This window comes from Cryobacterium flavum, assembly GCF_900103805.1.
Lineage (GTDB): Bacteria > Actinomycetota > Actinomycetes > Actinomycetales > Microbacteriaceae > Cryobacterium > Cryobacterium flavum.
The window spans coordinates 45,250-67,247 of sequence record NZ_FNIB01000015.1 but is presented as its reverse complement, the minus strand read 5'-3'; the positions used below and the strand labels follow the sequence as shown (position 1 = coordinate 67,247).

20 protein-coding genes are annotated in these 21,998 nt (G+C 61.4%); 1 reads left to right on the top strand and 19 read right to left on the bottom strand.

Annotated elements, in window-relative coordinates:
* Positions 1–485 precede the first annotated feature (485 nt).
* The 19 genes from BLS91_RS16950 to BLS91_RS16865 all read right to left on the bottom strand — a co-directional run bounded on the left by BLS91_RS16950 (position 486) and on the right by BLS91_RS16865 (position 21,204).
* A complete protein-coding gene (locus BLS91_RS16950; RefSeq protein WP_241983171.1) occupies positions 486–3,413 on the bottom strand; it encodes a DEAD/DEAH box helicase family protein in 2,928 nt (975 codons plus the stop codon).
* Positions 3,410–5,467 (bottom strand): site-specific DNA-methyltransferase, encoded by a 2,058-nt coding sequence (locus BLS91_RS16945; RefSeq protein ID WP_198412827.1) that lies wholly within the window; start codon positions 5,465–5,467, stop codon positions 3,410–3,412. The genes BLS91_RS16950 and BLS91_RS16945 overlap by 4 nt, the downstream gene beginning before the upstream one ends.
* A gap of 230 nt (positions 5,468–5,697) precedes the next feature.
* Complete coding sequence (locus BLS91_RS16940; RefSeq protein ID WP_092341932.1) at positions 5,698–6,084, bottom strand: hypothetical protein; 387 nt, start codon at positions 6,082–6,084, stop codon at positions 5,698–5,700.
* A complete protein-coding gene (locus tag BLS91_RS16935; protein WP_092341931.1) occupies positions 6,085–6,522 on the bottom strand; it encodes a hypothetical protein in 438 nt (145 codons plus the stop codon). It abuts the gene before it with no gap.
* Between the two features lie 135 nt (positions 6,523–6,657).
* Positions 6,658–6,912: a glutaredoxin-like protein NrdH gene (gene nrdH, locus BLS91_RS16930; RefSeq protein WP_092341930.1), complete on the bottom strand. Its 255-nt coding sequence runs from the start codon at positions 6,910–6,912 to the stop codon at positions 6,658–6,660.
* A 663-nt stretch (positions 6,913–7,575) separates the two neighbouring features.
* Positions 7,576–8,457, bottom strand: a complete 882-nt coding sequence (locus BLS91_RS16925) for a ParA family protein (protein ID WP_092341929.1) — start codon at positions 8,455–8,457, stop codon at positions 7,576–7,578.
* Between the two features lie 405 nt (positions 8,458–8,862).
* Entirely contained in the window at positions 8,863–9,282 is a 420-nt protein-coding gene (locus BLS91_RS16920; RefSeq protein ID WP_092341928.1) for a DUF3846 domain-containing protein, read from the bottom strand.
* Between the two features lie 359 nt (positions 9,283–9,641).
* Complete coding sequence (locus BLS91_RS16915) at positions 9,642–10,583, bottom strand: DUF3560 domain-containing protein (RefSeq protein WP_092341927.1); 942 nt, start codon at positions 10,581–10,583, stop codon at positions 9,642–9,644.
* Between the two features lie 359 nt (positions 10,584–10,942).
* A complete protein-coding gene (locus tag BLS91_RS16910) occupies positions 10,943–11,377 on the bottom strand; it encodes a DUF3846 domain-containing protein (RefSeq protein ID WP_092341926.1) in 435 nt (144 codons plus the stop codon).
* Positions 11,378–11,391: 14 nt separating this feature from the next.
* Positions 11,392–11,535, bottom strand: a complete 144-nt coding sequence (locus BLS91_RS20050; protein ID WP_159433893.1) for a hypothetical protein — start codon at positions 11,533–11,535, stop codon at positions 11,392–11,394.
* A 345-nt stretch (positions 11,536–11,880) separates the two neighbouring features.
* The gene (gene dprA / locus BLS91_RS16905) at positions 11,881–12,816 is read right to left on the bottom strand and encodes a DNA-processing protein DprA (protein ID WP_092341925.1); all 936 of its coding nucleotides are present in this window, start codon (positions 12,814–12,816) and stop codon (positions 11,881–11,883) included.
* 419 nt (positions 12,817–13,235) lie between these two features.
* Positions 13,236–14,669 (bottom strand): ParB/RepB/Spo0J family partition protein, encoded by a 1,434-nt coding sequence (locus tag BLS91_RS16900; protein WP_092341924.1) that lies wholly within the window; start codon positions 14,667–14,669, stop codon positions 13,236–13,238.
* Positions 14,670–14,942: 273 nt separating this feature from the next.
* On the bottom strand, positions 14,943–16,847 hold the full coding sequence (locus BLS91_RS16895) for a hypothetical protein (protein ID WP_241983173.1): 1,905 nt from the start codon (positions 16,845–16,847) through the stop codon (positions 14,943–14,945).
* Positions 16,848–17,060: 213 nt separating this feature from the next.
* Complete coding sequence (locus tag BLS91_RS16890) at positions 17,061–17,330, bottom strand: hypothetical protein (protein WP_092341922.1); 270 nt, start codon at positions 17,328–17,330, stop codon at positions 17,061–17,063.
* Entirely contained in the window at positions 17,331–17,780 is a 450-nt protein-coding gene (locus BLS91_RS16885; protein ID WP_092341921.1) for a helix-turn-helix domain-containing protein, read from the bottom strand.
* Between the two features lie 172 nt (positions 17,781–17,952).
* Complete coding sequence (locus tag BLS91_RS16880; protein WP_092341920.1) at positions 17,953–19,074, bottom strand: M23 family metallopeptidase; 1,122 nt, start codon at positions 19,072–19,074, stop codon at positions 17,953–17,955.
* Between the two features lie 2 nt (positions 19,075–19,076).
* Positions 19,077–19,589, bottom strand: coding sequence for a hypothetical protein (locus BLS91_RS16875; protein WP_092341919.1), 513 nt, complete (start codon positions 19,587–19,589; stop codon positions 19,077–19,079).
* Positions 19,586–20,929 carry a MinD/ParA family ATP-binding protein gene (locus tag BLS91_RS16870; protein WP_092341918.1) on the bottom strand — a complete coding sequence of 448 codons (1,344 nt, stop codon included), beginning with the start codon at positions 20,927–20,929 and terminating at the stop codon, positions 19,586–19,588. The genes BLS91_RS16875 and BLS91_RS16870 overlap by 4 nt, the downstream gene beginning before the upstream one ends.
* Positions 20,926–21,204: a helix-turn-helix domain-containing protein gene (locus BLS91_RS16865; RefSeq protein WP_134505333.1), complete on the bottom strand. Its 279-nt coding sequence runs from the start codon at positions 21,202–21,204 to the stop codon at positions 20,926–20,928. The genes BLS91_RS16870 and BLS91_RS16865 overlap by 4 nt, the downstream gene beginning before the upstream one ends.
* Positions 21,205–21,369: 165 nt before the next feature.
* Here BLS91_RS16865 and BLS91_RS16860 point away from each other — a divergent pair, with 165 nt between their 5' ends.
* Complete coding sequence (locus tag BLS91_RS16860) at positions 21,370–21,990, top strand: DUF6668 family protein (protein WP_174774999.1); 621 nt, start codon at positions 21,370–21,372, stop codon at positions 21,988–21,990.
* Positions 21,991–21,998 lie beyond the last annotated feature (8 nt).

Here is a 21,998-nt window from a genome sequence, read left to right as displayed (position 1 = left end):
CTTGGTTTCGTAACTGCAAGACAAGCTTCGCCTTGATCTTCCGTACCATTATCGGTACTCCTTCCACCACGTGGCCCTCACGTGGTGGAAGGAGCCTTGCAGCTGGCTCTCAACCACGCCAACTATGGCTCTGAACGACACGATTCATGATTCCGAGCACTGGCTGCCACCCGCACCACCCCTGGCTCCCTCGGAAGCCAATATTCATCTACCAATCAGAATGTGACCCTATCCTGACGATATTTGATAAGGACGCTGGACGCCTAGTTGGGGTACACCCCACCTTGGCATTTCGCCAACTAGAACCCACCGCGCGTTCCTGCCTGCTTCTCGAAAAGCGCTGACAGCCTTTATTCACTTTCACGTCCAGCGAAGCCAGGGAACCAGCTCAATTTCGACCGATCTCGTCGTCTGTCGATGCTCGTTCAAAAGCAGTCCGTTAGCGCGCTTTTCGAGAAGTACGCCACCGAGCCCGCTCGGACGTGTCACCAGATCTGTTCGTCCGCGACTTGCTCGTCTATTGTTCGCAGACGGGCTCGGGCGAGCAGTTCGGACGCCCTCTCATTGCCAGCGATAGACGTGGCGACGGATTGCTCCCCAATTAGTACGTAAACCCAACGGCGGTACCCGCGTTGCTCGGGCTCCAAACGGTTGATCTGTTCGCACCAGGAAATCGCCGCCAGCTGTTTGCGTTGAACGTTGACATCAGATAGCGATGTCTCTGCCTTCGTCTCGACTACGAAAATATCGCCTTCGGTGCGCACTAGGAAGTCAGGCGAATACCGAGCCGGCATGCCATCTGCTTTGAGGTACGGGCGATGCAGAAATGTGTGTTTGTACTCGCTAATTTTGCACAGCGCTTCGATTTTGCTGTCGTTATTGGCCCACAGCAAAAACTTACGCTCCAGCCCGCCGCCGTGGCTCGGAATCGGAAGTTTGGGATAAATACACTTCGCGATTTCGACCGCGAAACTAGAACGTACACTTATGGACGGGACCTCCGACAAGCTCCGATGCCGGACCTCCGCAATCGAAATGGTTTCTTCCGTGAGCGATTTGACCAAGGCAGAGGAGATATTCCCGGCAAGCTCATTCGTAATCATGTCGGTTAGGAGCACTCGCCAGTTTTCGTTCGCCAGGGGGTCAATTACGGCACCGAAGAAGCGGTTGCGAATGTAGGTGTCCAGCCAGCCGATGATTTCTGGCCGAAACGTTTGCAGAATCGGGAAGGCCGACAACGAGTTGTACTTCTTTGCGCTGGTCGTCATCTCGGATTGTTTGCCACCGAGGGCTTCCGTGACTCGCATTGTGAGTCTTGCAAGAAAATCGTTGTATCCGGTAGCCGTCATGACTCCGCCGTTAACGCGATAGTCACCGAATTGCGTCTTGGTCTCAGCGTCCACCGACACAAAACGATCTCCCATCCCCACAAATTTCTTGGCATCAGCGAACGGCACTTTGGACCGCGGAAGTAGGTAGGGATCCAAGATAGGTGACTTTAATTCTTCTTCACTGTCCCGAATCATCATCGGTACGTGGAAGTCGAACTCCGAAAAACCATCGCGGAGCTCCACGATTTCGAGATCTCCTGTTACTGAAGTCGATCCATCTGGATCTCCTACTTCCCCGGCCAATCCCTCCTCCATCAACTCGTCGTAGAATTTGGAGAATGCGGGGTGTTCGACGATGAAAAGCACGTCGAAGTAATTGGTCGGCTCGAGCTTCTGCGCTATTCGCTTACGCGTCTCCAGCTTCATTTCATCGATCTGCTCATCATCTCGCCACATCAGGCGCAGGCCGCGACCGATCGTCTGCTCAAGGAGAATTTGAGCCTGGCTGGACCGGAGTGGGACGATGACGCAGATGTTGTTAACGTCGAATCCCTCCCGAAGCATCAAGACGCTGAGAATGACTCGTGGCTGAGCACGTCGATCGACATCGAATAGTCGTTCGCGCGTCTCCGCCCACTCGGCAGTTGACATTTCCCCCTTACGGTTCGAGTCCACAGCCAATATGTCGTCCTGGGACAGCCCCTCGCCTTTCAGGAATTCTTCGACCAACGGCGTGACGGATGTCTCTTCGCAAATGATCATCAGCTTGGGGCGATTGTGGGGCCCGATATCACTGAAACTCTTCTCAAGCATCTGGAGCTTCGTGAGCCCGGCTCTGATCATTGTCCGCTGCCCGTTGCTCAAGCCGGTGACTTTGCCGCGATCGTCTCGCTCCGCGTTGAAATCGAGTGGTAGGGCTGCGATTTCTTTGCGTTTGTCGAGCGCGAGGCTCTTGACCAAACCCGCCTTCATCGCCATCGGAAGGGGGAAGTCAATGACGATGTGTTTGAAATACTTTGTACTCTTGTTCGTGCCGTTCCCAGTCTCGTTGAACGGAGTCGCGGAAAAGTCGATCTGCACGAATGACTGGCCTTTGGAGGCTGCGATTTCGGTCAAGCTCTTCTGCCACTCGACCTGGTCGATCTGCTCCCCCCGCTTGAGCGAATGAATGTGGTGGGCTTCATCGTTGAACACCATCAGTGATGGCAGAGCTTTGAGCCATTCAAGCGGACCGCCACGCAAATGACGCCGATCCAGAATGGACAAGGCATTTCCCTGAGCTGTTCCGGGCGTCACCGGAAAAAAGCTTTCTATCACGGCTTTCGCATCAATGTCAGAGCCGGGGGCATCCGTTGCGACGATGAAGTCCGGGTCTTCCAATCCAGCCAGCAAATGCCAGTTAGTTATCGCAATAAGCCCGCCGCCAGTTACCTTGCGGCCAATGTCCTGCTTAGTTACAACAGATGACTCCACGAATCCAAATACGGCATCCCGCTGATTATCCGGAATGAAAATCTCTCTGTTGAGATAGAGGTCCGAAGTCTGGAAGTCGCGCGCTCCCCCACGTTCCTTCCCTAAGAATGAATCCAGCAGGCGATCGTAAACGATAAGTCCCGGCGCGACCAGTAGGAAATTCGAAGTAAACCGTTTGTCGGCGTGGTCGTCTCTATGGTTGAGGTATTGCCAGATAAGAAGGGCGTTGAGTACCCATGTTTTCCCTGTGCCTGTTGCCATCTTTGCAGCGTATTTCGGGTGGCGATTCTCCGGCCGTCCCACTTCGCCCAGCGTCTCACCCTGGAGCAGCGCATCGCCAGCAATTTCTCGGTACAGATCTTCCAGATTTGCGGCTTTAAGGACTTCGTGGGCATAAATTATGTGCAAGATCGCGGATCGTTGCCCGGAGTGGAAGTTACGCAGGCGCAAGTCGCAGAAGTCTTGTTGGAACCAGAACTTAATGAGTTCCGCCGTCACAGGGGTGACTTGTTCCATCAATAGGGTCGACTGACCACGAACCAGGTCGGGAATCTGAGGGTCGATCACCGCCGCGATCGCTGCAGCTAGGGGGAATTGGCTCTCAGTCACTTCTGGGCCTCCACGTCGCGCACTACGACTTCAGATTCGTACCCGAATACGTCGACAGCACGAATACAAACTGTTCGACGCCCTGGCCGTACGGGGACTTCGATACTCGCCCTTGTAACAACGCGCAGTTCATCGGCGTCGTTGTCTGTGTTGCCGCGGAAATCTTGCCACACGGAACGGAACACCTCGCCGTCATAGTCAGGATCGACCGCCCAGTATTCGAGCAAAGCGAGCGGTTCCACATTCACTAGTTCCAGAAGTTTTGCACGTGATACATCGTCTAAATTGAGTGCGTCAGGAGACAACAAGATGTAATTCTCGAGTTCAACGATGATCGTTTCGGACTCACCGTGGATCTCTCTAGATGGCACAGACGCTCGGAGATATTGAAGACTCGAGAATCTGACCTCTCCCGCGAGCTTCTGCACTGATCCTTTCTTCTTTAAGCGATCCAGCAAGTCCGGCGGGATTACCAGGACCTCCAGGCGATCATCGTTGAATGCTTCAATGTCGTGCCCGATCGAATCGGCGAAGTTCCATCCGAGAACGATGACACGGTCGAAACCACCCATAGTTGAAATGCGTGCACCTTGAGCTCGCCTCAGCGTCGCGCCTGTGACAAGAGAATTGGGGCTTGTAGCGATCACAAGCGTTTTTTCATCTACGATTCGGCCTAGGGCCCCACCCTGGCTCACTTCCGGTGGAAGTGGGACCGCGCCGAAGAGTTGCAGGACGACCTGTGCAAGCTCTCCCACCCTGAATTTCCGTCCCAGCACTGAGCGCGCCTGTTCGACCTGGTAGTCGCCAATCGCCTGATACAGGAACGGCGTCGCATCTTGATCGATGAGCCGCTTTCGGGTAACCATCGTTGACGGCTTCCCGAGGTCGCTTACTATCCATCTGCGACCAAGCTTTTCAGCTGCCGCCGCAGTGGTTCCGGATCCAACAAAGAAGTCGGCCACGATTCCGTCTGCCGGCGTACACGCTTCGAGAATTCTGTTCAAAAGTCGTTCCGGCTTCTGAGTCGCATAGTCGAGACGTTCCTTCGACTGTGACTGCACTGGCGAAATATCGTCCCACAAATTTTGAACCGGAAAGCCGGCCCACTCTTCTAGGAACATCTTCCTGCGAATCCGTCCGCCTAATGCTTTAGGAAAGAGGAGGCGTTTCTCGGCATCCATCCGCTCCATGACCTCAAGACTTACTGCCCACCCATTCTTCGGCGACTTGTGACCCTTGTATTCGTATTTCAGGTTCGGCCTGTCGGCTGGGTTTCCGAGGTCACCACTCCAGTAGCGCCTCCCCTCCTCATCGATTTTGTTGAATTTCTCGTCGACGATCTCCTGAGTTACGTTCCGTCGAAATTGTGGAACGAAGTAATACGATTCGCTCTTCGAAAACCAAAAGAGCGTATCAGTCTGCACCCCGAATGAATTGTTGGAGCTAGCCGTGCCGGTGCGTCGTTTCCAGATAATCTCATTGCGGAACATCGCTCGTCCGAAGATCTCGTCGAGAAGGATCTTGACGTAGTGTCCAACGTGGTAGTCGATGTGAACGAATATTGATCCGGTATCACTGAGCAATTCACGCATGAGAATCAGTCGCGCCGCCATCATGGACAGATATGACGCCGTTCCGTCAGACCAAGTGTCTGAGTAAGCGAATTGCTCTAGGACAGTAGGTTTCTGATCGATCGTTGTGCCTGGCAAAGTGATTTTGGACCGATAATCGGCTTTTGAATCGAACGGTGGATCGATGTAAATGAGATCGATCTTGCCCCTCATCGAGGGATACTCCGCGTCGCCAGACAGCAGTGCCGCCATCGCCAATAGGTTATCCCCGTAAATCAATCGATTAGGGGCCTCAGAATCGACTTCTCCGGTCCTGAACTTCCGAAGGAGATCGGCTTCAGATGTGTCTTTGTTTGGTATGACTAGTTCGCGTGTTTGCAGGGTTACGCGGTGCCTGCCCTGCAAATCTGCCAGGATTTGTGCCGCTCTCTTCTTGCCCTCGGAAACGATGCTTGGTAGTTGATCGAGAAGTGAGTTACTCACGCGTTCTTCCTTTACGAGTCGGACCCCAGCTGTCATGGCTATGTCCTGACGATATCGGCTGTGGCGCATGCGAAATTGCTGCCGATTTGCGACGCCCTCGTTTTCCAGCACCTGCGATCTGCTCGGAGACCGCCAGCCCACTCCCCCGCCCCCGTTCCGCGGCGGGAGCGCCTCACTCGGCGCGGGCCTGTTCGTCTGCGACGCCGCCAGGGGCAGCGTTCGCGGGCCGGCTACCGGAAGTTCTTTTTCGAGTCCGTCTCGTTGGGATGGCCGGTCGCGGCTTTCGTGATGACCACGCGTCCCGGTTTCTTTGCCTTCGCATGGGGCTCGTCAACGGCATACCAGAGCCGAGCACCGTCCGTGACTTTGTACTGCCACTGCGGCAGTGCCACCCCATCGACCAGGGCCGTTGAGAGATCTCCGCGGAGTTGGTAGCAGCGATCCGGGTCGTACCGCCCGGGATGAGCGGTGAGATAGTCGTGGGCGTCGGCGAGGGCGTTTTTCGCTGAGGCCTTCAGATCAGTCCACCCGCGTTCGGCCGCGGTGTTGCCGAAGAAGATCTCGTACTCGGTGCCCTTGATCGGTCGTGGAACCGGAACACTGCGCTTCCCCGCCATCTACGGGCGATTAACGCGGACTGGGGCGGCCGGCAGCTCGACGGGTTCGACAGGTTTCATACCCATGGCATAAGCCACTGCCGTTTCCTTCCACTCCTGCTGCGCACGCAGCAGCCGCTCAAACGTGCCCAGCTCACTGGCGGCATAGACAAGCTGCTCGATCTCGGCAGCGTACGCGCGCAGTTCCCCCGGAGTGAACTCCCCCGTCCACGCGAAAAGATCAGTCAGCGCAGCCGCCACGTCCCCCGTATTCCGGCCGATCGCGCGGATCAGACGGCTCGACAGCGCAACACCCTTCTCCAGCACATCGAGATCGTGACCGCGAAGGATTACGAGATCGTCACCATCACGGCGCGTAATCCGGACCTGGCCCTCGTCAATATGGGCCAGAACCTCCTTGGGCTTTCGCAGAAGGTCGGTGAAAGTCGCGGTACTCATACCCACACACTACATCAGATAAACATCTGATTAGCTGAGTGCTCCGACGATTGAGAAACGCCCCTGGCCGGGAGAGAGGACGGCCAGGGGCGTTGACTGTGCGGCGCAGGATCCTGCGCCGGGCTTGTGCCGGGTCTACCCTTCGAGGGCCCTGCCCTGTGCCAGAGCGGCGATGCGGTCGGGCCGGAACCCGGCCCAGTGGTTGTGCTCGTCGACGACCACGATAGGCGCCGAACTGTAGCCCAGGTCCTCAGAGACATATTCAAGAGCTGCTGCATTCTCGGTCACATCGACGACGGTGTAGGTCACACCTGCCTTGTCGAGTGCTCGGTAAGTCATCGTGCATTGAATACACGCTGGCTTGCTGTACACCGTCACCAGTTCACTCATGATCGCGCTCCCTCTCCACCAACAATTTTTTGCCTGGCTGGCAAGAGAAATCGATAGCGACCGGGAGTGCCGTAGTTTCGGGTCGTGGAATACCGCAACGTAGCGAGGATGTGCCGCGAAAGCCCGGAACGCAGGCACGCAAGGGAGCTACGATGACCAGCCAGACAGGTAAAAACGAAAAGCCCTTACAGCGCCGCGCAGCGGCTCGTTCAGGATCCGGCCTCCGTGACGGCTCCCGCAGTGGTGCGTGGTGCATGGTTGCGCCTTCCCCGTTCTGCCGTTAGCTTCCCAGGGGTCTGCCTTGACGGAATCCACCGACATTTCGGGGAAAAGGCTCACCGCCGTTGAATTCAACGGCGAGACGTGCAAGTTCACGTTCCAGTGCACCGTCAACGAGGGCTGCCATTGATGTATAGCCGCCTTCGTAGCCGGCCGTTCTGAGTACTGCCGTTTCGGCGCGCTTCTTGAGGGACGTGCGGAGCCCAAACGTAACTGCTTTTTTCTCGTCATTCTCGACGGCGTCGGCCGGTGACTCACTGGATGTGGGAGTCGGCGACAGAACGGCCGGCGGAGGCTCTGTGGCGGCTGGCGTGCGGACTTCTTCGACCTCAGGCACCAGCCTGATTGGGCTTGCGCTTCCTGGCCGTCGGCGAGTGGGAACGGTCATGCTGCCATCCCCTTGGTGCCGAGGAAGCGGGCTAGGTAGGTTCGCGCGACGGCGTCATAGATAGCGACGGTTTTGCGTCCGTTTCGGTCGCTCCAGTCGGACAGCGAAACGGCCGCTGCGTCGGCTTCTGCGAAGCGTGACCATTCGGGGATGTAGGGCGGGTTGAGCAGTTCTGAACCGTCCGACATTTTTACGAGGCCGCCGAGGTTCCACACGAGGTCTCCGAACTGGTCGCGTAGTCCCTCGATTTGGTAGTCGTGTTCGATGGTGGCTTTTCGTCGCGTTACGACGATGCCGCCGACAGCGAGGGTTGGGTTGGCGATGTCGATCGCGTGACGAGTCACGAAGTCGTTCACGCGGATGGCTGCTTCGACGGAGTCGTAGTTGGGATCGGTTGGGATAATGATGGTGTCGGCGGCTGCCATCGACATCTGGACCAGGTGGCCGAGGTCTGGCCGCGTGTCGATGAGGATGATGTCGTATTCGTCGGTCCATCCGTCGAGTGCTTTTTGGAGGCGTCTCACGGCTCCGATAACTCCAGCTTCGGTTTCTCGGTTAATGAGATCAAACCGTGCCGGGAGCACATCGATGTTTTCCGCTTCTGCTGTTGGGGTCCCATCGGGGCCTGTCCATCCGCAGTCGACGACAGCCCCCTCCCCCGATCCTGATTGGTCGGCTTTGATGACCTCTGACATGGTGGGGATGGGTTCGTTCGCGTCCCAGTCGATGCCAAGTCGGCGCGTGGCGTTCGCCTGAGGGTCCATGTCTACGACGAGAATCCGCTGGCCGGCTCGAGCGAGCGCGGCGGCAAGCTGTACGGTCAGCTCCGTTTTTGACACGCCACCTTTATTGTTCGATATGACTGCTGTGTGCGCCACGGCTCTTACCTCTCGCGAAAGTCAATAAACACAATACTTGTTTGTATTTATTTAGTTGATTGTCTTTCAACTATTGCATTGTTTGCGAATATTGTCTCGATCGACACGCCAGCAAAACAATAATTTATTGTTTCACAATAAACACAATACTTGTTTGCATTGCAAATATTGTGTTCCTTCACAGAGAAACGTGAGGGGTCACCCCACGGGTTTTCCATCCAACCCCAGGTCAGCATGGACCTGAACCGAACTGCGATCAGTAACAAGCGCAGGAGCGACCTCATGTCAATATGGCTGGCCTAGCCAGCTCGTCGGGCCCGGCCTCCGTGCCGGGGGTTCCCTGTGGGGGAGTGTGAGGGGATCTCCCCTCACCGGCTGGCCTGTCGGGGCCAGCCGGCTGTGTGGCTAGATGTTGCGGAGCATGCTGACGATGGTGGGGAAGGGGGAGAGGCTGTCGACGAGTGTGTCGATGGTGCCGTCGTCGGGCTTCTGCCCGAAGGCCTTCTGGATCCTCGTGAGTTGGTGGTCGGTGAGTCCGATGGTTTCGCCGTCGGGGGTGACGCTGACGGCGATGGCGGTGCCGAAGATGACGGTGGGGCTGCCGAGGAGGTGGGTGAGGACGGTTGCGGGCAGGTTCAGGGGTGAGCCGTTGATGAGTCCTTCATCGTCGACGAACAAGTCGATGCTGTCGGCCAAGCCGACGACGTCGAACATGGAGCAGCCAATGGCGGCGCTGATGTCTGCCCCAATGCTGCCTGGGGTCAGGTTCAGGGTGGTGATGGTTTCGGTCGGGTTGATCTTGACGCTACGGATGGTGGTGATCATGGGATTCTCTCTCCTGAGTTGGTGGGGGCGCGGGGTTCCGGCTCTCGGGCACTGGTTGTGTAGTCGTCCACCGTTTTTCTGCCCTTGGTGGCGAGAGAATCGATTGAGAGAGGGAGTGGCGAAGCACCGCAGTCTCGGGCGAAATAAGGGAGCCTGCGACCGCGTCCGAGACTGCGGTGCGTAGGCACGGAGCGAACTACGATGACCGGACACCAAGGGAAGAAAAGTCCTGAACAAGAACAGCCGGCGCAGCCGGTGCCATGTGGGGCCGGCCTCCGTGCCGGGTTCACCGGTGGGGGAGTTGAGGGGCGCCGTCCCTCACGGCCGGCCCTGGCTGGGCCGGCCGTGACCGCCTCGGGTTATTCGGGGCGCTGGTGCTGTTGGATCTCCGCATACGGGGCGGTGTCGGTCCAGCTGTAGCCGGTGGTGACGCTGACGGTCTTGGCGTTGGCGCGGACAACGTCGCGCCACTGGCCGCGAATCTTGACCCGGTCGCCCTTCTGAATCGTGTCGCGGCTGTGGCCGGTGGCCTGTCCCGTGGCGATCTGTTCGGCTCTGACGGCTTCCCAGTAGGTGATCTGGTCGCGCTTTTCTGCGAGGCGCGGCGCGAGGTGATCCGCTCGGGCTTGTTTCTGCGCTTCGGTCGCGTCGATGTACCCGCGTTCGTCGTCGTAGCACGGGGCGATGATGCGTCGTTCGAGCTTGCGGAGCTCGGCACCCATCGTTTCGATGCGGTTGGCGACGGTAATGGGGGAATAGCGGGCATCGGTCGTGTGGGTGGCGGCGTCGGCGCGTGCCTGGGCGTGCTGGGTGTCGGCGGTCGCGTCCAGCGCGGCGCGGGTGGCCTTGTCGGCCTTGGCGATGGCGTTGCGGTGGCGGGTTTCGGAGTGGTGGCCGATTTTGATCGGTTCGCCGCCTTCGGGCAGCCGCCGCAGGGCGGCGTGCTCACGGTCCCACGCGGCTGTTTCGGCGGTGGCCTTGCGGTCGGCCTTGTGCTCGAGCGCGTCGACCCGGTCGGCTTGGCGCTGCACCTTCCCGGCCTCGACCTCGGCTGTGGGGCGGTGGGTACTATCGAGGCTGGTGGTGACAGTGAAACCTGCGGCCTCCAACGCTGTGGTGGTGCGCTCGATGGTGCCGAGCTTGGGGAGGCGGTCGCGGGACTGGGGGACGAACCAGGCGCTGATGCTGCGCCCCCAACGCCACCCGCTGGCCTTCAAGACGTCGGCGGTCCCGTCGCCTTTGCTGGTGCCGTCGATCAGGGTGCCCTCAGCGTGCGTGTGGGTGATAGTCAATGCGTTCATGATCTTGTTCTCTCTCCTTCGGACAACTTGTTTTTTTGCCTTCCGGCGAGAGAAATCGATAGCGACCGGAAGCGGCGTAGTGCAGGGTCGTGGAATACCGGAGGGAGCGCAGCGAGTGAGGATATGCCGCGAAAGCCCGAAACGAAGACGTGGGAGGAAACTACGATGACCGGCCGGAATGGTCAAAAAGCATCACAAAACAGCGCCGCGCAGCGGCTCCGCTCTGGCAGAACAGCAGGGCGGCCACGCCGCCGTTCCATGGTGTTGCTGTGGTTGTTGGTGTTTGGGTGGGGGAGTGTGAGGGGTCCGTCCCCTCACGCCTGGCCTGACCACGTCAGGTCGGGCCAGCCGTGTGCTGGTTAGTGGCGGCGGAGCATGGCGACCAGTCCGGGGAACGCGCTCAAGCCGACTGCGAGCCGGTCGATGATGATCGGGGCGGGGCGGGTGGCGATTCCGACGGTGAGGCGGTGCACCTGGGCGTCGGTCAGGCTGATGCTCTCGCCCGTTATCGGGTCACAGCCCAGCGCAACGGCGTTACCAAAGAGCACGGCGGGCTTACCGAGCAGGTGGGCGATGATCGTCGCGCGCAGGTTCAACCGTGACCCGTTGAGGGCGCCGTCATCGTCGACGAACAAGTCGATGTCCTCCTCGAGGCCGACGACGTCGAAGTTGTTGCACCCGACACTCTCATCCAGTGCCTCCACGATGCGGGCCGCGTCGATGAGGGTGGGTTCGAGCTCCTTGAGAAAGCCGATGCGCAGGGCGCGGAGCTGGGTGGTGTGGGTGATGGTCATGATGAGTCTCCTCGTTAGGCGTTGCTGTCGGCGTAGCGGGTGACGGTGCAGATTTCGTCGAGCTGGGTGTCAACGCGGCCTTCGCTCTGGCATCCGCTGCACGCGCACCCGTCGGCGTACCGGTCGCGCGGATAGGTATTCTCGTAGTCGTACGTCATCGTGTTTCCTCTCCTCGGACAACTTGTTTTTTTGCCTTCCGGCGAGAGAAATCGATAGCGACCGGACGCGCCGGAGTGCAGGGTCGTGGAATACCACAGGGAGCGCAGCGACTGAGGATATGCCGCGAAAGCCCGAAACGAAGACGCGGAAGGAAACTACGATGACCGGCCGGAATGGTCAAAAAGCACCACAAGACAGCGCCGCACAGCGGCTCCGCCGTGGCAGATCTGAGGGCGGCCGCGCCGCCGTTCCGTGTCGTTGCTTTTAGCTGTTGGTGCTTGTCCTGGTGGGGAGCGCGAGGGGACGCCCCTCGCCGGCCAGCCCGAAGGCTGGCCGGCCCACGGTTAGAGTGCGGCGGCGTCGGTCACGTCGGTGATGATGCGTGCGCCGAATTCTTTGATCAGGCGGTGACATCCGGCACTGCTGGGGGAAGTGACCGCGCCGGGAACGGCGCCGAGCGGGCGGCCGAGCGAGCTCGCGTGGCCGGCGACGTTCAGCGATCCGGAGCGCCACCCCGCTTCGACGACGAGGGTCGCAGTGCTGCCGGCGGCGATCAGGCGGTTCCGCATCAGAAAACGCCATTTGGTAGGCGCTGCCCCACAGCCCATTTCTGAGGCGACGACGCCGTCGGTGACGATTCGGGTCAGGAGGGCGTCGTGGCCGGTGGGGTAGAACCGGTCGACACCTCCGGCGAGGTACGCGACGGTCTGGCCGTCGCTGGCGAGGGCGGCGCGGTGCGCCATTCCGTCGATGCCATACGCGGCCCCCGACACGATGGTGTGCCCGAGCCCCACGAGTCCGCCGACGATGTCCATGCACACGTGCTCGCCGTACCCGGTGGCGGCACGAGCGCCCACGACGGCGATGCTCTTCTGGGCGACTAACAGGGCGGTGTTGCCTCGTGCCCAGAGGGCGTGCGGGGCGCTCGAGCCGAGGTTGGCGAATCCGGCGGGCCAGTGCGGGTGTTCCGGCGTAATCAGCACCGCGCCAACTTTTGCGGCAGCAGCGAGAGCGGTCACGATGGCGCTGTCAGCGACGCGGGGGAGCACGCGCTCCCTCAGGTTCGTCAGGTCCATTCCTGCGGCGGTGTCGTCGCCCTGGCACAGGAGCGTGAGCGCGTCGGCGGCTCCGACTGCTGCGATGAGTCCTCCGGCTTGGGTGTCTCCGGGTTCTCCAATGGTGGTCCAGACGGCGCGTGCGATCGCGTCAGGGCTGAGGTCCTGGCTGGCCAGTGCAGCGGTCGCAGTGGTGAGGTGCTGGGTGATGGTGAGTGCGTTCATGGTGTTTCTTCTCTCTCCTCGAACAACTTGTTTTTTTGCCTTCCGGCGAGAAAAATCGATAGCGACCGTGAGCGGTGTAGTGCAGGGTCGTGGAATACCACAGGGAGCGCAGCGAGTGAGGATATGCCGCGAAAGCCCGAAACGAAGACGTGGGAGGAAGCTACGATGACCGGCCGGAATGGTCAAAAAGCATCACAAAACAGCGCCGCGCAGCGGCTCCGCATTGGCAGAACTACAGGGCGGCCGCGCCGCCGTTCCTTTGAGGGAAGAGGGCTGCGGCTGCGCCGCTGCTTCCGTTGCTGTGCCCCGCAGGGTTGCCTTCGTGGGAGAGGTGTTGATCTGAGGTTCCGGCCTCCGTGCCGGTGCCGGGGGAGGGGCCCAGCGTGACAGTGGGGGGGACTGTCACGCCGGACTGTTCGTTACTCTAGGGGCTGATCCTCACTGTCCGCCTCGTCGATGTTCTCGGCGGGTGCATCGTCTGCGGTTTCGGTGCTGGGCGTTGTGGGCTTCACGACGACGAGGGCCTCGACGTCGCTGAGGCCGTAGCCCCACGCGGCCAACTGAGCGAAGTACAGCGCTTTGCTCGCGTCGGGGTAGCGCCACGTGCTCTTACTCGTGCTGTCCTCGATACCACCAAGGACCACGGCGAGGGTGACGTGCTGCGCCTTGGCGGGGGAGTGCTCCACCAGAGCGGCGAGCTTGTCCACATCCCAATACCCGCCCCGCTCGATGCCCAACAGCACGTGCGCGAGGACACTGCCGTTGCTGACGGCACTACCAACGGCGGCGCGGTGCACGCTCACGCCCTGGGCGATGACCGTGCCGGTGTCTTTCGGGAGCGTCTTCCGGCTCAGGAACTCGGCCAACCACTCGCGGCGCACGACCTCGGCGGAGGCCCATGCTTTGTTGTTGGCGATCAGGGTCTTCCGCTCGGCTTTCTGCTCCTCGGTCATCGGACCGCTGGCCGCGCCGCTGCTGGTCTCCTTGCGGAACCCGGCTGCTTTGAAATCGGTCAGGAAGTACGTCACGCTCGCCTCCTCACCGGCCCTGTACGCGCGAACGTACGCGGCACGGCCCACCGTGTCGATAATGTCCTCCGGCGTGACGCGTGCCCCATCCACGGTGACCAGTTCGCTGAGGCGAACGGGCACGCCCGCCTCGTAATAACCCGGCTCCCGGTCGAGGACGACGTAGCCACGCGCGATCAGGTCGGCGGTCGCGTCGGCCTTGATCAGGGCACGGTCTCGATCATCCCGCGCGCGCTGCGTCGCGTGGGCGAACTGCGCAGGGCTCGTCGTGGCCACGTCGATCAGGTCACTGATCGTCTCGTCGTCGCCCTCGAACTCGATCAGCGCCGCCGCCTGATCCAACGTCAGGGAATGGCTAAGGATCGCGGACGCTGCCGTGCTGCTCGCGGCGACGGCAATTCCGGCTTTGACCGTCGCGGGCTTGCTCCCGGTGCGTTTGGCAATCACTGCCGGAGTCAGGCCCTCGAAGGCGAGTTGTTGGAACGCGGCAACCCGGTCGGCGTCGGTGACGGCTTCGCGGTGGTCGTTTTCGACCATCTGCTGCACGATGCGGTCCACGGTCGTTTCGTCGGCGTCGACGATGTACGCCGGAATCGTGACCAGTCCGGCCTCCCGAGCGGCGAGGGTGCGGCGCTGACCGGCCCGCACAATCACGTTCCCCTGTTCGTCACGGCGGGCGAGGACCGGCGTCAGGACACCGTTCTGCTTGATACTGGCGACGAATTCACGCGGCAAGTTCGCTTCGGTTCGTACGTTCGCCTCGACCACGATCAGGTTCGGGTCGATGTGTTCTATGGTGCCCATCCGGGCGGTGGTGGTAGTCATTGGGTTCTCTCTCCATCAACTGATTTTTTGCCTGTTTGGCAAGAGAATCGATTGAGAGCGGGAGTGCCGAAGTGCGCGGCTGGTCGGGGGAAATAAGGGAGCCTGCGACCGCGCCCAACCAGGTGGGCACGCAGGCACGGAAGCGAACTACAATGACCGGCCAGACAGATAAAAATTAACAAGAGCAGCCGCACAGCGGCTCCAGGGGCCGGCACGGCCTCATCCGGCTTGCGAGCCGTGTTCGTCGCCTGGAGTGAACGACCGGCAGGATTTCTATGCGGCGGAGAGCTGCCAGCGATTCTCCGGGTTGAGTACCCCTTCATCGACATACTCGCGCGCCTGGCGGTGGTCAGCCCGGCCATCCGGTGAACGCGGATAGCGCGGCCAAACGCGTTCACCTGGCGTGCTCGCTTCAAACAATGGCCGACTCGACACGTGGGGCCGACGCGGCCGCTGCCGCGGGGTGCTGGTCATCGTGGCGTATTCGGCTTGCCACCACGCCCACACCACACGTTCCGCCTCATACAAGTCGCGCCTGACGTCGAGCATTCCCTCAACACCCAGAACGCGAGCCGCCATGGTGCGCAAATCCCGACGTGATCGAGCCCAACCCTCCGAGTGCTTGATGATGAGTCGGTATCGGCGGAGTCGACTCAAAATCGTAGCCATGTGCCGGGAAGACACCCCCAGGAGCCGGGCAGCAGAGTCGATCGTCAAAGCCGCGTACTCACGAAGAAGTGCGTAGATCCTCCCAGCAAGGTGACCCAGTCCCTTACGAGTGAAAAGGTCGTGCAGCTGGTCAGTCAGTTGGTGCTCGATCGTGCGTATTAGTTCGGCTCTTAGAGCGAAGAGTTCGGGAGGGGGGCGGGGGTTTTTAGTTGGTTGTGACCGGACTGTGTCAGGGGTTGTGGAAAACTTGTGGATTAGCTCCCATTCGGCGGCATTTCCACCGTCGGAACTCCGCACCTGCTGGATGAATCCGGCCTCGGTGAGTGCGTGGAGTGCGGTTGCGGCGGTCGTACGACCCAGGCCCGACATCAGGGCCAGATCGCGGATGGAGGCCGCGACAGCGTGCTTCCCGGTCTGCAAGGTGAGGTAGGCCAGCGCGATCAGGATGGTGCGCTGAGAAATGGCCGCCTCGGTGCGTCCCCACCGGCCGGCATTGACGCGAAGGCGCGTCAGGAGGTCGTCGACGTCGGTGACGATCGCGCCCAGCTCGGTCAGGTCGCGGGGTTCCTGCGCGGCGGGGAGCGGGCGCTGGAGCGCAGCGTACTGCTGCGCCTTGGCCCACTGGCGGGCCAGGCGATCGCGGGCCTCACCTGCGCTGCGGGGCTTCCGGGTGCCACGGCCCGTGTTCTTCGTGCGGAAGTGCTCCATGCCGGGAGCCGTTTTCGCGGCGTGCAGGGCGTCACCGAGCGTCCATCCGGCGCTGGCCGCAGTCAACAGGCACATGAAGGCCGTCCACGACGGGTTGCTACCACCATCGATGGTGGCCATGTGGGCTTCCCCCGTCTTACTGAGGTCCCGGTGAGTGTGGTGCGAGCCATCGACCGGGCCAGAGGGCCGCGTATCGACGTGCCGGAGAGCAGGTTTACGCTCGGCAAGGACCACGGCAAGCCGTTCCAGTTCTCCAGGCGTCGTTGTAAGCGCCGCGAGGACGTCGGCGCGACCACGGAGCACGGTCGAGGTGCTGCCATCCCGGTGCGGAGCCCCGGGTGGACGCGCGGCGCCCTCGGCCGGGTTCAGCAACATGCCATGGTCGAGAGTTTCGTACGTCGCGTGCGCCTCCCGCGCTACAGCAGCGACGATCGCCGGGGAAGCCCCACCAGCAATGCCGATCCACACGTGTCGGCCGCCACCCGCCGACGACTGACAGACAACGTGCGCGATCGAGAGCTCATCGAGAACACCGGAGAGGGCGTCACAATCGTCGACGGCGTTCTCCACCGCGTCTGGAGTCTTCGCGTCAAAGTCGAAGCACAGCAACCGGAACTGATGCGCAGCATCGGCCAAACGGATGCACCACGGCGTCGTGGGTGCGTCCGGCCCGACACGGAACAAACGAGGGTATTGGTTGATGTGTAGCCGGCCGTCGGCCTCGCGCACCATGACACGCACCTGGTCGCGCGGACTGATGCGGCGCGTCAAATCCCAGGCAGTCCACCGGTCGGAAGACACGCCCAACGGGGTTTCATCAACGAAAACACCGTCAAAACGGTATACATCGGTTACTATGGTGTCATCTCCTTCGATTCAACTCTTGGGGGCGCAAAAGAACCTCCCGTGAGGGCTGGTGATTTTGATTAGCTCGGACCTCGGCGCCTGGAAGCAGAGAGGGTTTGAGCTACGAAACTTATGTCGGCCCGTCGCGGAAGCGGCGGGCTCTTTCGTTTAAGCCACGTCTAAGATCGGCAGCTCCAACCTGTTTGCGGCAAAACGAGGCAAGCCGCCGTGCTGCTTGGCGATTTGCCGTAGGAGAAGGTCAACGTAGAGCGCTTCTGAGAGACCGGAAGCCTTGGCGGCCTGCTCGGCCTCTTCCTTGATTTCCTTCGGAATGCGCCAGCGAGCCTCTACGAGATCATTGCGTTTCGCAACGCGTGAGCGGCGCTGCACTCCCTTGTTTGCTGACATGAATCCATCATGGACGTTAAATGCGCGCATCTACGGCTTCTCCGACGGCGTGTCGGGCGTTTTGCCCCGTGAGAGCTGTTGATTGCTGGTCTCCAAGAGTCGTTGGCGTAGTTGGATCCTGTGGACGATCCAGCGATTTCCGACGTGAAATGCGGGGATCTCGCCCGTTTGCAGCCATCGGTAGATAGTGGGCTTGGTCTTATCGAAGAGGACCATGAGGTCGCGGTAGCTCAGTTCGTCACCATAGGCGGCGAGCACGTCGACGACGGCCGTGGGGCCGGCGGGCGCCTGGTTGCTGGTGGAGTCGAGCCACGCACGAATTTCGGCTTTGAAGATGATCCAGGAACCGACGACTTGGTGCGCGGGGATGATGCCACTGTGAAGTCGGGCGAACACGGCGGGTTTTCCGACGTGGAGAATCTTGGCCACGTCGGCGGTAGTCAGTGTCTCTGGGTAGGTGTCCCAGTATTCATCGTCCATCAGGGGCGGTGTCTTTCATGTGAAAATCCGGTTCGGATATGCGGCAAACGGTCACCGGGTAGGTCCGTGCTGGTGGGGTGAATATCAGCATTGGCATCCACACCACTTATGGCATTATTCCAGCAGGTCACCCCCACTTTCATGCCCGGGACGTTGCGTGCCTGATGAGAGGTCATGAATACTGCCTCTGGCACGACTCTGCCGGGCACAATTCCACGCCGAACAGGGTGAAGTACTCCTCCGGATTCACAAACCCCGCCGACGCCGACGGACCGCCCAGATCCTCACCTGCTGTGAGGGTGTTCACGGCGTCATTCGTACTGCCCGCTGTGTTGATGCGAAGGTCGAGGTGGCATCCGGTGGAGGGTCCCTCGTTACCGACGAGCGCGATCGACTGACCGGTCGTGACGGCGTCGCCGACTTTTACGGACACGTCGGACAGTTTCATGTGGAGGTAGGAGACGGTGTAACCGTCCGAGGATTTGATCGATACCTGGTAGCCGGCAATGAGAGTGACGGTTCCGCCGGTGATCGCGTAGATCTGGTCACCACAGGGGTTCGGGTAATGCTGCAGATCAGAGGCGGGGTGCCAACTGCTCGCCCCCGCGACAGGGCTCTCCCGGGGACCGTAGTCGCCGGTCATATTGAAACCGGCGCTCAGCGGCAGAGCAACGGCGCCACTGGCGCAGCCACCACCAGCACTGTCGCCAGCGAGAGCGGTCACGATCTGATCGGCTGCGCCGAAGAAGCTTTCGTAGTGGAACGGGTCGGCGTTGCCCTGCACCTGATGAATGGCGAGGGTGGGCGCAAGGCTCTGCCAGTCGGCGACGCCGACCAGGCGTTCAAAGAACGCCGTCGCGGCATGGGTGGGGTCCATCACTTCATCGCGGGTTCCCCATGTTCCCAGGCTCCATTGCTGCTGGAATAAGCCCAGTGAGCTGGTGGGGGAGCCGTCCGGGTTGGTGACGCCAGTCAGATCGTCGCCGTAGCCAACGTTCACGAGTGAGCTTTCCCCCATAGCGGTCATCACCCCAAGAACTTGGGCAGTGCGCTCCAGCGTGAGAGCACTGGCTGCGTTCATGATGTACGCGGCGTTTTTCAGCTGCTCGCCGGAGTACCCGACGACGGGATCGGCGGGCACCGTGTCGGGGTTCACCGTGCCAGCCGCTTCGGTGCAGGCAGCACTGGCGGCCGTACCGGAGAACACGAGAATGATCAGCAGGAACACCGTCGCGACCAGCGCGACGGGCACCCCAATGAGGATCAGCGCGCCTGTCCCTTTTCCGTTGGCCATCGCTATCCCTGCGCGGGTCGGATTCGGTCGGCGAGCCAGGGCGCGGACGCGCCGGGGCGGCTCAGGCTGACGGTGTACGGGCCCGCGTCCGTAGGAACCTGAACGATCAAGGCAACCTCGGTGGAGCCGTCCAGAATGATGCCCGCACCGGTGACCTGCTGCACGGGGACCTGCGCCGGATCCGTGCCTTCATAGGCCGCCGCGCCCGCCTGAGTCAGGAGCGGGTACAGGTTGTTCATCCACGTCGTGGCATCAAGTGTGGGCTGCCCAAACGTCGCAATGACCTTCTCCGCTGTGGTGATCGCAGCAGCGCGGCTGTCCTTTCCAGCTTCCGGCACGGGCAGCACGCTCGCGTCATCGGTGGGCGCGCCCGGTACCGCGGTTCCGGACGGCGTCGACGGTGCACTGGTGGAGCTCGTTGCCGGGGCCATGGTCGGCGACGCCGTGGCGCCGACGCATCCCGTCAGAGCGAGGGCAGCAGTGAGGTACACCACGGCGACCAGGGCGCGTGTCACAGGCCGTCCGCGACCGCTGCGGTGACTTGCAGCCATGCTTCACGCGTCGCCGGGGCCAGAGCGTCGTAGCTGAGCGTTCCCCCGTCGACCAGTGCGGGGTCGTGGGGCACGTCGAGCACGGTGCGAGTCAGGGACGCGAAATGGCTATGCAACCGGCGGTTCAGCTGTATATCGGCGACCTTGGAGGGGGAAGCGAGAACGGTGACGGCGTTACGCACCTTCTCTTCGTGGCCCTTTTCGTAGAGTCCGTCAACGAGCCAGGCGGCGCTGGCGGCGGTGTCCTCACGGATTGTGGAGACGATGACGAGCTGGTCGGCCGCGTCGAGGGCAGCTTCCCAGTTGGAGGCGCGCATGTTGTTGCCCGTGTCAACGACAATGACGCGGTAGAACCGGCTCAGGGTGGTGTGCAGCTCGTTGAACGCCTGACCGTTGATCGTCGATGATGCCGCGGCGTCTTCGTCGGAGGCGAGCACGTCGAACTGGGTGGAGCCCTGCGAACGAACATAGTTGTCGAGGTCCCCGACCCGGGCACTGCGCAGGTCGTTGAAGCGTTCAAGATCGCGGAGCAGGTCAACGGCTGTGTTGCTGTGGCGGGCGGGCTGCGCCCGCCATCCGAGCGTCCCCCGGGTTTCGTTGTTGTCCCACGCCAGCGTGTACCCGCCACGGTAGGTGCCAAACGTCGCCGCCAGCAGCAACGTCGCGGTGGTCTTATGAGCGCCACCCTTCGGGTTGATGACAACGACCGTTCGGGGCCCGCGCAGGCTTTGCTGGACCCGATCAATCGCGCCCCGGTGCGTGAGCTCGGCTACGCCCGGACCAACCGAGACGAGGCCGCCCGTCAGCCGGCGGACCGTGCCCTGCCACCCCATCTCGGCCGGCCCGACTAGGGCAGCTGGCTGAGATTGTAGAAAGTCCTTGAGCGTCAAACGGGCAGCTGGATCCTCGGGGCGCTCAAGATGCTCAGAGCGCTCAAGGTGTTCAGGATGGTCTGGGCCCTGAGCGCTGTGGACGTTCGGGTCCGCGACCCGGCTGACGGGGTCCACCGGAGCGGGAACGGGCGCGCCTGCCGATGCTGCAGCAGCACGGTCGAAGAGCACTTCTACGTGGCCGTCGGGGTAGACGGCGAGTAGTTGTTCCCCCAGCCGGTCCCGGGTATTCAACCGAACGGGGCGCCCCATGTCGGTGGCCGTCACCGTGACGAGGGTGAGAATTTCCGCCCGCACCGCCTGCTCATCCGCGCCGACCACCGACTGCATCACTCCGTTGATCGCGACGGTTCCCGTCGCATCGGCTGCAACAGTGGCCTCAATCCTGGGGAATGTGGGAACGGTCTCGATCATGACGTGGGGCCTCTCTTGGCGTCCTCTGAACGGTGTGCGGAGTCGTCGTTGTGATGCCCGATCAGGTACGCGCGCAACTGATCGCGGGCAATCCGCCAGCTCTTGCCGATCTTCACCCCGGGCAACCGGATGGCCGCATCACTACTGGTGAGCAAACACCGAACGTTTCGCGGCTCCAACCTCAGCACGCAGGAGACGTCAGCCACGCTCAACATGTCGCCGTAGCGGCGCAACATCGAGTCGGGCCACATCATCAGCGTTGGTGTCTCGTCCACCCTCCGAGCGTAACCGACACATAAGGCAGATGAGTGCATAAACGTATAATTACGCATCAGATAGGTAATATGAATACAAGACGCCGAGAACCCCCGTCGCGGGGTAGAACACGAGTCTATGTGAGTGACACGAATGAGCATGAACCAGGACAAAGGGGGAGTGGCTTGAATACGAGGGCAAATCGGTGGCTCATCGGCCCTAACCCGTCTAACGAGCTCGACGCCTCCGCGCCCGTTCCCACGCGACGGGGCGAGCGTCACGGCGCGATCGCGCCGCAACTCGGCATCCCCGTTCCCGACGCGATTGACCGGCTGCCGCGCCGGGGCGCCGCATGGCCGGCGACGATCTGGTGGCTTGGCGTCCACGGCGGCGCGGGAGAGTCAACCCTCGCCGCCCTCACAGCCGGCACGCGGCCCTGCGAACACGCCTGGCCCATTCCCACCACCGCCGGCACAACGCATCGCGTCGTCCTGGTGGCGCGGACAAACTACGCCGGCCTCCTCACCGCGCAACACGCCGCCACAGAGTGGGCAGCGAACACGTTGGGCGACGCAATACAACTCGCCGGCCTCGCCCTTATCGCCGACGCCCCCGGACGTCGACCCAAGCAGCTGCGTCACCTCGAGCACATCATCGCCGGCGGCGTCCCCCGAGTGTGGAACCTTCCCTGGGTCAACGCCTGGCGCCTCGGACCCCCAGACACGACGGCTTCGCTGCCCAAAGAATTCCGTGAACTCTTCACCGACCTCGCCCTCACGCCGACAAGCGCCCGCACCCACAACTGAAAGGTCTC